This window comes from Isoptericola sp. NPDC055881 (assembly GCF_053615895.1).
Genome location: NZ_JBSHCR010000049.1, coordinates 23,303 through 32,555, shown reverse-complemented (window position 1 = coordinate 32,555; position 9,253 = coordinate 23,303). Strand labels below are relative to the sequence as shown.

19 protein-coding genes are annotated in these 9,253 nt (G+C 72.1%); all 19 read right to left on the bottom strand.

The features are described from left to right. A partial coding sequence (locus ACWGKI_RS14870) for a hypothetical protein (protein WP_452187966.1) occupies positions 1-649 on the bottom strand: 649 nt, incomplete at its 3' end. Continuing rightward, positions 646-1,152 (bottom strand): hypothetical protein, encoded by a 507-nt coding sequence (locus ACWGKI_RS14865; RefSeq protein ID WP_365437376.1) that lies wholly within the window; start codon positions 1,150-1,152, stop codon positions 646-648. The genes ACWGKI_RS14865 and ACWGKI_RS14870, both read right to left, overlap by 4 nt. An 11-nt stretch (positions 1,153-1,163) precedes the next feature. Further along, positions 1,164-1,319, bottom strand: coding sequence for a hypothetical protein (locus ACWGKI_RS14860; RefSeq protein ID WP_365437379.1), 156 nt, complete (start codon positions 1,317-1,319; stop codon positions 1,164-1,166). Positions 1,320-1,329: 10 nt separating this feature from the next. Next, positions 1,330-1,794, bottom strand: a complete 465-nt coding sequence (locus ACWGKI_RS14855; protein WP_376041138.1) for a helix-turn-helix domain-containing protein — start codon at positions 1,792-1,794, stop codon at positions 1,330-1,332. Next, complete coding sequence (locus ACWGKI_RS14850) at positions 1,791-2,054, bottom strand: hypothetical protein (protein WP_375852323.1); 264 nt, start codon at positions 2,052-2,054, stop codon at positions 1,791-1,793. Before ACWGKI_RS14850 ends, ACWGKI_RS14855 begins: the two co-directional genes overlap by 4 nt. Beyond that, entirely contained in the window at positions 2,051-2,275 is a 225-nt protein-coding gene (locus tag ACWGKI_RS14845; protein ID WP_375852322.1) for a hypothetical protein, read from the bottom strand. Before ACWGKI_RS14845 ends, ACWGKI_RS14850 begins: the two co-directional genes overlap by 4 nt. A gap of 103 nt (positions 2,276-2,378) precedes the next feature. Then, positions 2,379-2,588, bottom strand: coding sequence for a hypothetical protein (locus ACWGKI_RS14840; RefSeq protein WP_376041136.1), 210 nt, complete (start codon positions 2,586-2,588; stop codon positions 2,379-2,381). 53 nt (positions 2,589-2,641) lie between these two features. Beyond that, positions 2,642-3,286, bottom strand: coding sequence for a hypothetical protein (locus tag ACWGKI_RS14835; RefSeq protein ID WP_376041134.1), 645 nt, complete (start codon positions 3,284-3,286; stop codon positions 2,642-2,644). Further along, positions 3,283-3,657 carry a hypothetical protein gene (locus tag ACWGKI_RS14830; RefSeq protein ID WP_375852319.1) on the bottom strand — a complete coding sequence of 125 codons (375 nt, stop codon included), beginning with the start codon at positions 3,655-3,657 and terminating at the stop codon, positions 3,283-3,285. The genes ACWGKI_RS14835 and ACWGKI_RS14830 overlap by 4 nt, the downstream gene beginning before the upstream one ends. Further along, positions 3,654-3,851, bottom strand: coding sequence for a hypothetical protein (locus ACWGKI_RS14825; RefSeq protein ID WP_375852318.1), 198 nt, complete (start codon positions 3,849-3,851; stop codon positions 3,654-3,656). The genes ACWGKI_RS14830 and ACWGKI_RS14825 overlap by 4 nt, the downstream gene beginning before the upstream one ends. A 112-nt stretch (positions 3,852-3,963) precedes the next feature. Continuing rightward, positions 3,964-4,188 (bottom strand): hypothetical protein, encoded by a 225-nt coding sequence (locus ACWGKI_RS14820; RefSeq protein WP_375852317.1) that lies wholly within the window; start codon positions 4,186-4,188, stop codon positions 3,964-3,966. After that, the gene (locus ACWGKI_RS14815) at positions 4,188-4,346 is read right to left on the bottom strand and encodes a hypothetical protein (protein ID WP_375852316.1); all 159 of its coding nucleotides are present in this window, start codon (positions 4,344-4,346) and stop codon (positions 4,188-4,190) included. The genes ACWGKI_RS14820 and ACWGKI_RS14815 overlap by 1 nt, the downstream gene beginning before the upstream one ends. After that, positions 4,343-4,537, bottom strand: coding sequence for a hypothetical protein (locus ACWGKI_RS14810; protein WP_375852315.1), 195 nt, complete (start codon positions 4,535-4,537; stop codon positions 4,343-4,345). The genes ACWGKI_RS14815 and ACWGKI_RS14810 overlap by 4 nt, the downstream gene beginning before the upstream one ends. Then, positions 4,534-5,043, bottom strand: coding sequence for a hypothetical protein (locus ACWGKI_RS14805; protein WP_375852314.1), 510 nt, complete (start codon positions 5,041-5,043; stop codon positions 4,534-4,536). Before ACWGKI_RS14805 ends, ACWGKI_RS14810 begins: the two co-directional genes overlap by 4 nt. Next, entirely contained in the window at positions 5,040-5,366 is a 327-nt protein-coding gene (locus ACWGKI_RS14800; protein ID WP_375852313.1) for a hypothetical protein, read from the bottom strand. Before ACWGKI_RS14800 ends, ACWGKI_RS14805 begins: the two co-directional genes overlap by 4 nt. A 268-nt stretch (positions 5,367-5,634) precedes the next feature. Next, on the bottom strand, positions 5,635-8,082 hold the full coding sequence (locus ACWGKI_RS14795; protein WP_376125421.1) for a phage/plasmid primase, P4 family: 2,448 nt from the start codon (positions 8,080-8,082) through the stop codon (positions 5,635-5,637). Positions 8,083-8,164: 82 nt separating this feature from the next. After that, a complete protein-coding gene (locus ACWGKI_RS14790; protein WP_375852347.1) occupies positions 8,165-8,521 on the bottom strand; it encodes a hypothetical protein in 357 nt (118 codons plus the stop codon). A 3-nt stretch (positions 8,522-8,524) separates the two neighbouring features. After that, on the bottom strand, positions 8,525-8,782 hold the full coding sequence (locus tag ACWGKI_RS14785; protein ID WP_375852346.1) for a hypothetical protein: 258 nt from the start codon (positions 8,780-8,782) through the stop codon (positions 8,525-8,527). 33 nt (positions 8,783-8,815) lie between these two features. Continuing rightward, positions 8,816-9,244: a hypothetical protein gene (locus tag ACWGKI_RS14780; protein ID WP_375852345.1), complete on the bottom strand. Its 429-nt coding sequence runs from the start codon at positions 9,242-9,244 to the stop codon at positions 8,816-8,818. Between the last annotated feature and the right edge of the window lie 9 nt (positions 9,245-9,253).

The following is a 9,253-nucleotide window of genomic DNA, read 5'->3' as shown; positions in this document are numbered from 1 at the left end:
TGGCGTGCGCGTACTCGCACAGCAGGAACGGCTTGGAGCGCTGGCGGGCGGCGTCTGCGGGGTCGCGTACGACGGCTCCCGCAAGGCCGATGGGCTCTACACGCAACCCCTTCTGAGAGGGGTCCTCGGGCGCGTTGTTGGCGTTGGTGTTGTTGCCTGACCTGCAACAACACGCGTCTGAGTGGGCGTCGCTCTCGGCCGGGGAGGGGGCCGGTATGTCGTCCTGGTGGATGCCCGGCCCGTTCCCTGCGGGTGTGCGCACGCCCGACCTGACGCGGATGCCGGCGGCCTTCAGCAGGGTGCGCACGGCCTTCGTGTCGGGCGCGCCGACCGCCTTCTGCAGCTCGGTGAGGAGGACGTGCCGGCCGTCGCCGGACAGCGTCCGCAGCGCGGCGGCGACGTCCGGGGCTTCCTCGGCCGCGGGCTCGTCCTCGTCGTCCTGGCGGCGGCGGGCGAACCACCGGGTGGCGCGCTGCCAGGCGAGGCACAGCAGTACGCCGACGACGACGTAGGCGGTCTCGGGGACGGCGGCGACCACTCCCCACATGGCGAGCAGCAGGACTGCGACGAGGACCAGGCGGGCGGTGCGCTCGCTCATCCCGCCGGCCTCGGCCTCGACGAGCGGCTGCTCGGTGTCCGTGGTGCTCATCCGAACACCCCGGTGAAGCCGCTGCCGAGGAGGTTGGCGCTCGACCCCAGCGGGATCGCGGCCACCCCGGCGACGTTGCCGGACAGGGCGATCAGGACTCCGGCAAGGCAGCCGAGGACGATCTTCGCGTTGGCCTGGCGGGGGCCCCACTTGAGTAGGCCGAGAAGGACGAGCGTGATCAGGAAGACGACGACGTACCCGCCGTCGGTGAGGACCAGCTGATTCGCGCGGGTGACGTCCGGGGCGTTGCCGCCGATCCCCCACACCAGCGCGGCGTAGCCGGCCACGTTGCCCGCCCACAGGGCGACCCAGGTGACACCGCCGAGGGCGGAGACGGAGCCGAGCGCTGCGAGGGCGGCGAGCATCCCGTACAGCACGGACAGGACGAAGGGGATCAGGGCTCCGAGCCTGCGCTTCTCGCGCATGACCCAGCGCATGACGAACAGGATGATGATGCCGACGCCGAGGGCGACGCCGCCGAGGTTGATGGCCATGTACGGCACAGCGGGGTCCTTCAGTGGAGGACGGTCACGGCGAGCGCGACGAGGGTGAGGATGAGCGCGCACGTCCCGGTAATGGGCGGGATGGTGCGCCGGTCGACGAGGGCGAGGCCGACGAGGGCGCCACCGGTGGCGAGGACGAAGAACGCGGCGAGCGCGGCGAGCCACATGGCGCGCCGCCTACTGCGCCGTGGCGGTGTCGTGGCTCGGGTGGCTCGCGCGCCGTACGGCGTTGGCGCGCCAGGTGGCGCGCCGCTGCTCAGCGGCGGTGTGGATGGCGCGCGCCACCGGCTCGGGCAGGCGGCCCGTGAACGGGTCAACGAGGATGTTCAGGTCCTGGACGAGCCACGCGGGCAGGTCGTGGATGAGCCGTGGCGCGCGGGGTGCGCCGCTGGTCGGCGGGGGTGGCGCGGCGTCCGGCTCGTCCGGCTCGTGGGGTGGCGCGTCCTGTGGCTCGTGGCGCGGCTCGTCCGGCTCGGTGCCCGGCTCGGCGGCTGGCGCGTCCGGCTCGTCCGTGGCGCGGAGGGCGCGCGCCACGGTGCTGTGGTGGATGCCGAGCTGGCGCCCGATGGCGCGGTGGCTCATGCCCTTGTCGGCGAGCTGGCGCACGGTGGCGCGGGTGGCGTCGTCGATCGGAGTGCTCATCGCGCGCCACCTCGCTCGGCGTGGCGCTTGGCCGCCTTGGTCTCCTCCTGGGCGAGCTTTTGGCGGAGGTAGTCGACGTTCCAGCCGAGGTCTGCGGGGTCCTCGTCGAGGGCCTTGCGCACGGTGAGAGCCCAGCCGGCACGCTCGACGAGGCGGGCCTCGTAGCCGGGGGCGTCGCACGGGAGGGTGATCGCGTCGAGGACGGCGGTGAGGAGCGCGCGCAGGTCGCGCACCTCGTCGGGGGTGGGCTTGGTGCTCATCGCGCACCACCTCGCTCGGTGCCCCGTGCGATGAGGAACGCGTCGTCGCGGTGGTTCTGGACGCGGCGGGCGGCGTTGCTCTCGTAGTCGGCGCGGCACAGCCGGTGCAGTTCGGCGAGGCGGGCGTTGGCGGCCGTGCGACGGATGAAGCCTCCGGCGACCAGCCGCCGGGGCGTGGGGGAACTTGCGGCCCCGACGGGGCGCGCGAAATGATCGGGCATGCCGACTCCTGCTCTGATCAGGATGTTCGGTAGAGGGTCGGGCGGCGCGCGCGCCTCCTCGGTGTTCCAGCACCGTGGAGAGCTGCTGTCCGGCCCTCGCTGTCTATTCGGTTGTGTACTTCTTGATCGCCTTCGCTACGGCGGTCCAGCTGAGGTTCAGCTGTTTCGCCAGGGCGTAGACGCTGCCGAGTTCGCCAGCCCCTTCCTTCAGGGCTTCCGCTCGTCGTCTGCGGGCCTGTTCCGCTTGGGCTTCGAGCTGTTCCAGCAACTCGTCCTCCGTGCGGATCCGGTCCCGCCATGGGGGCGTCTTCACCTCCCCAAGGGTATCGCATCCCCCGTTATGCGCAACCCCCCATTGCGTACTGCTCACGCGGCCTCGCTCGGCTGGAGCTGCTTCAGCAGCAAGTAATCCTTCGGCTGGTACTCGGTGCCGCACCAGCGGCACGTCAGCGTCGCCTCCCCGGGGTAGGAGCGCAGGACGGCCCCGCACACCTGGCCGTCGGGGAAGGCGGCGACACACAGTCCAATGCGTGTGCCGTGCTGGCGCTTGCGCTCCTCCGGGTCCTCCGGGTCGACGATCGTAAGCACGTCGCCCTCCAGGCCGCGCACCTCGACCGCCATCTCCCCGGCCAACGGCCAGCTGCTCGCGATCCAGTCCATGTTGATGGTGAGGGCGCGGGCGGCCACGGTGACGCGGCGGCCAATGTCGGCGGGGACGGCGGGGGTGCCCCAGCCGCGGTCGGCTTGCATGGCGGCCCGCCAGTCCTCGAGGACTCCGGCGATACCGCCGGCCGCGCGGAGGCTGAGCACGTCCTCGCGAGCGGGCAGCGGCGCCTCGCAAGGCCGGGTGCGCCCGTACTGGGGGCTGCCGCTGCTGCCGGGGGCGAGGAACGCCTCCAGCGCGGCCCAGAGCCGCGGCATGCGCTCCAGGCGCTGGGTGGTGGCGCGAGTGCAGCCGTCGCACAGGTAGCCGTGCTCCAGCTGCCGCTCGCACAGTCCGCAGTCGTTCACGGGGTGCTCTGCTCCTTCGGCTCCGGGAGGGCGGTCCGAATCGCCTCGACAGCGGTAGCGGTGCGGATCGTGTCCGGCAGCCGCTGCTCCCACGCGTCGGTCATCTGCCGCACGCGCTCGATGGCGGCCTCCGCCTGCTGGGTCGCCGCGCGTCGTTGCCCGGTCCGGCGCCGCTCAGCAGCCAGCTCGGCGGCGATCCGGTCGCGATCACGTTCGATCTCCTCGGCCTTGGCCTTCCACGTGGCGCGGCCGTTGATGATCTGCTCGACACGGCGGCGCAGTGCCACGCCCTCGGCCTCGCTGAGGACGCCGCGGGCGGCTCGGTCGGCGAGGACGCGGAGAAGGTTCAGCGGGTCGGTGGGCTCGGTCATCGTGCGCTCCGCGGGTCGTCGGGGATGTCCAGGCCGGCCACGATCGCGTCGAAGCGGGCGCGCTCGTTGGCGATGAACGCGGCGTCGTCGTCGCGGGCGGCGGCGCCGACGGGCACGTACCGGATGCGGGCCGTTCGGTGGCCCCAGCACCAGCCGGCGGCAAGGGCCAAGAGGGCGGCGAGGAGGTAGGTCACGGGTGCCTCTTTCGGGTGTGGCGGCGGATCGCGCGCCCTGCCCGGTGGAGGCCAAGCAGGGCGGCGCTGATGAACGGGCCTGCGACGAGGCCGAACGCGAGCGCGTAGGCGATCACGCGGCTTCCCGGTAGTCGTGAGCGGCTGCGCGCCTGCTGCGCGCCCAGGACGGGCGGACAGTGCGCCGCCACAGGGCGCGTGCGGCGGCCGTGAGGACGGCAATCGTGCCGAGGAGGGCGAGGGTGCCGGCCGCGGCGAAGACGGCGACCCAGGCGAGGAGAGCCCAGCCGAGCGCAACTGCGGTGTCGATGGCGTCGGCGAAGAGTTCGGCGCTGGACATCAGTTGCTCCTTGAGGCGGTGGCGGGGCGGCCGGCGGTGATGTGCCAGCCGAGCGCCTTGAGTTCGGCGACGACGAGGCGGGACAACAGGTCGGGGCTGGCTGCGGGGTGTTCTTGCATGACGGAGGCGATGACGGCGCGCACGGCGTCGGGGATCACGCGGCGGCTCCGTGGGGGCAGTGGCCGACGGTGACGCGGGCGGTCAGGGCGAGAACGTCGCGACGGCCGGTGGCGCGCTGGTGGTGGCCGCAGCCGCACAGCCAGTCCGCGACCGGGGTGTCGTCGCGGTCCAGGCCGCGGACGGTGAGGCCGGCCGGGATGCCGGACACGAGGGTGGGCTGCTCGCTCACGCGGCACCGTCCTCGGCGACCAGACCGCGCGACCTGGGGTCGCAGTGCGTGCAGTGGCACGGCCCCTCGGCGTAGGCGGGCGTCTGGCATTCCCTGATGTCCGTCCAGCCGGTGGCGTCGCTGATGACGAGGACGAGTTGCCCGCCCGCAGTCTTGCTGCCCAGGCGCATGTCCGGGCCGACGAGGCGGGTGTGGTCGTCGTCGTCCAGGAGCCCGGCGTCGACCAGGCCGTCGACGGCGGCCTTGAACGAGGGGTACCAGTTCGCGGGGTCGGCGCGGCCGGCGCGGGCCGGGCGGTAGTAGCCGACGATGCGGGCCCGCTCGAACAGCGCGTTGGGTTTGGCCGCGGCGAGCGCCTCCACCAGCGGGCGGTGCCCGGCCACGGCCTCGATGGCAGCCGCGCGGATCGTGCGGGTGCGCTCGGCGCGGACGTGGTGGTGGGTGCGCCGGTTCGCGTTCAGCAGCGGCAGCCCGGCGGGAAGTTCGATGGTGAAGGACTGGCTCACAGCAGGGTCTCCTGGACGGGTCGGGGTCGGCATTCGTGGTCGGCGAGGACTTGATGGGTGCAGGCGGTGGCGTGCCAGCGGTCGCGCCAGCGGATGCGCGCCGGGAGGTGCTTGTGCTGGACGAGGCACCACAGGAGCCGTCCGGCCGGCGCAGTGGCCGGGTCGACGGGGTGCGGGTCGGCGCGGACGTCGACGGCGGCGACGCGGTCCGCGGTGCGGGCGACGATCGTGTCCGCTTGGCAGCGGGGGCACGGCTGGTGCCGGGGGCGTTGGGCGGAGGCCTCAGCGCGGGCGGCGACGAGGTGCGCGGGCAGGCTGGCCATCAGGCGCCGCCGAAGGGGTGCGAAGGGGTTGCGAAGGCATGTGCGAAGGGGTGCGCGAAGGGGTTGACCTGCGGTGCGAAGGGGTCGAAGGGGTTTTGCGCTGCTCCCCTTGCATAGAGGCACTGCTGGTTTTCCTTCTCCTTATGTGCGTGGGCGTAGAAAAACCCCTTCGACCCCTTCGACTTGCAGGTCAAAGCCTTCGCAGACCCCTTCGCAAACCCCTTCGCAACCCCTTCGCACCCCTTCGCAGACCCCTTCGCACGGCCGGTCATCGGGCACCTCCGAGCAAGGCCATGGCGAGACCGAGCGTCACGGCGCGGCGGGTCCTGGAGTCCTTGGACTGGGCGTAGCCCTGCTCCTGCAGGCGGACGGTGAACGCCTTCATCGACATGGGGTGCCGGATCCCGGCCTTCTCGGCCCACGTCTTGTAGCTGCCGTACAGATGGCCGTTCTCGGTGACGGCGTCGGCGACGTCGTCGGTCTCCTCTTCCAGCCATGTGGCGAGCGGGTTGGACTGGGCGATGTGCTCGCGGGTCTTGGCGGTGACGGACTCGGGGACGGCCAGGCCTTGCTTCTGCCAGTCGAGGCAGCCGCGGATGGCCCAGTTGAGGACGCCTGCCGCTTCGCGGGCGAGGATCTTCTCGGCGAGGCCCTGGATCCGCTTGGCCGGCGGGACGATGACGTCCCAGCCGATGTCCTGGAGGCGGCGGGCCATGCTGTGGCTGCCGGACACGTCGGGCAGGTGGTTGGTCGCCAGGTGGATCTTCCCGACGGGCTTGAACTCGAAGAACTCGGCGTTCAGGAACCGGGCGGACACGGGGTCTTCGCCGGTGAGCCGCTTGACGAGTTCCTCGTCGAGGGGCTTGCCGCGGCCTTCCGCGTTGCGGCCGGTCTCGGACGTCGACAGGAGCCGTTTGCCGACCATGCGGGCGATGTCGTTGGGGATGCCGCCGTCGCCGTGCTTGGCCATCAGGGTGGAGGCGGGCACGGCCTGGGCGTACTCGCCGAGGAGGCCCATGACGACGCGCATGAATACGCCTTTGCCGTTCTGGCCCTCGCCGTGGTGGATGAACATGACCTGCTCGCCGGTGCAGGCGGTGACGCTGTAGCCGACGACGCGGGCGAGGTAGGCGCGGCGCTCGAGGTCGGGCATGACGCCGTCGAGGAACTTGTCCCACATGGGGCAGGTGGCGTTCGGGTCGTAGCAGATCGGGGACTGCTGCATGAGGTAGAGGCCGCGGTCGTGGGCGCGGAGGTCGCCGGTGGTGAGGTCGACGATGCCGTTGGCGACGTTGAGGAGCATCTCGGGCTTGTCGAAGGCGTCCATGGTGGTGTGGACGGCGGGGTAGGCCTGGAGGACTTCGCGGGCGGCGGCGAGCTTGGGCCGCATGCGCTGCTTGCGGGCCCAGGCGAGGAACTGTTCGTGCTGGCTGGCGGTTTCCTTGCCCTTGTCGTCGGTGACGGGCTCGTCGCTGTAGTTGGGGGCTTCGTCCTCGAGCTGGTTGATGGTGTCGACGACGCGGGTCCACACGCCGGTGTTGGCGGCCTTGAGGTTCCAGCGGCCTTTGTCGTAGTAGGCCCAGCGTTCGATGTCGGCGAGCCATCGGATTTCGCTGCCGTGGCGGTCGATGACGCGTTCGGCGTTGCCGAGGTCGTCCCATTCGCGGGCGGGCATCGGCACTGGGGTGGGGGCGGGCTCCTCGGTGGGCTCGGTCCAGCCGCTGGTGGCCGTCTGCGGGGCGGGGGCGGACTGCGGGGGGAGGAGTCCGGCGAAGGCGTTGCGGTCGCGCGCGGCGGGCGGCCAGGGGGTGCGCGGGTGGGCCATGCCAGCGGTGAGCCCCGAGTTGATGGTGGGCATGGCACGATCGTCGGGATGGCCGCCCGCGCGGGCCGCGGCAAGCAGCGCCTGCCGGGCCTCGGCCTCGGTGAGGGCTCCGGCGCCGACGAGGGTGCCGATGTTGAAGGCGCTGGTGTTGATCTGGTTGTTCTGGTCGCCGTCGGCGGCGCGGGCGATGGCGTCGCACTCGTCCTGGACGGCGCGGCGGGTGTAGGCGTCGAGCTGCGCGGGCGGCAGCTGCAGCGCCGGGGCGGGGCCGGCCGCGACCGGGGCGGGTGCGGGCTTGGTGGTGAGGGCGGTGAGGAGCCAGGTGGGCGCGGCAACCGGCGGCCGGTCGGCGTCTTCCAATTCGTAGACGACGCCGGTGGCGTGGACGGAGCCGGGGCCGATGACGTAGGCGTTGCCGGCGCGGACGTCGCCGTCGAAGCGGCCCTTGAGCGTGCCGAGGCTGTTGCCGAGCTTCATGCTGGCGGGCGCCCAGTAGTAGTCGTGGTGGCCCTGCGCGGTGTGCACGCGCATCGTCGGCGTGTGCCGGTGGCCGAGCGCGGCGGCCGCGTCTTCGATGGCGCCGGGCCGGTCGGAGTCGATGACGAGGAGCTGCTCGCCGTCGGGGCCGGTGCAGGCGCCGACGGCGACGCCGACGTTGCGGAGCTGGGTGCCGAACTGGGCGCGGGCCTGGTGTTCGTCGAGGGTGTGGCTGCGGGTGAAGGCGACGGCGGGGTGCTTGCCGCGCTGGGTGCAGGTGGCGGGGTCGTGGCCCTGGCCGATGCCGATGCAATGGAGCAGGCCCGGGTGGTCCACGGGGAAGACGGCGAAGCCGTGGCGGATGAGCCACAGGGCGCCGTCGAGTGGCGTGTCGCGGACCGTGGTCGTGCTCAACGGGTGTGCTCCTCGGGTTGGTTGGGCGGGGCCCGCCCGCCGCGGGCGGGGAAGGACGGCGGGCGGGCTCGGGGGAAGGCGGTCAGCTCAGGTCGGGGACGCAGAGCCAGCCAGGCCCAGCGAGATCGGGGAGCGTGCCGTAACCGAGGGCGTCGACCGCGGCGGCGAGTTGGTGATTCCAGTCGGCGAGCTGCTCGGGCGTAACGGTCTCGGGCGTGACGTGCTTGTACGTGCCGAGCTCGACTTCGTCGCACTGGGTGGTGAGGAACAGCTCGTCGGCGTCGTAGTTGCCTGCGGACAGGTATCCGACCTCGGGGCACCGGTCCTTGAGCGACTTGAGTTCGGCCTCAATGCGGTCGTTCTCGGCCCACGGGTGGACGCCGTCCGGAAGCGGAACGTGGACGCCGTAGGCGAAGTAGGTGGAGTGGTACATGCCCATGGGTCACGCCTCCTTGCTGGCGGTGTCGTTGGCGATGGCGGTGAGGTGGGCGGTGCCGTCGGCCTGGTTGGCGGCGAGGTTCATGGCGTCGACGAGTTCGGGGTAGGCGGCGCGGAGGCGGGCGGTGTGCTGGAGGTCGGCGGCGTCGATGGTCTGCATGAGCAGCTCGGTGAAGCGGCCGGGCCGGAAGCCGCCGGGGCGGCCGTAGTGCCACAGGACGTGGCGGGCGGTCTCGCTGCCGATGGGCGGTGCGGTCTGCATGCGGTGTTCCTCACGGGCTGATAGGCAGGCGGATCAGAGGGCGTTGGCCATGACGCTGGCCAGGCGGGTCATGAAGGCAATGCGGGCCCGGTCGTCGATGTCGGGGCTGAAGGCGCAGTGCAGGCGGACGAGGGGCGTGTCGTCGCCGTCGACGGTGAGCGTGTGGTCCTCGGGCTCGAGGCCGTCGGCGCCGAGGTCGACGGCCCACTTCGAGACGTCGGCCGCGCCGTTGATCAGGGCGTGGATCTTCCGCTGGACGGTGTTGTACGCCTCGCCGCTGTCGGCCTCGAACGGGAGCAGCTCGCTCCACGTCTTGCCGCCGTCCTCGTGCTCAGTGGAGGCGACGATGTCGTCGTCCATCTGCTCGCCGACGCACATGAACTCGGGGTCCTCGGTGAGCGTGGCGTGCTGGGCTGCGGCTTCGACCCGCAGGTCGTCGTCGGTGTATGGCTGATCGGTCACGGCCGATCT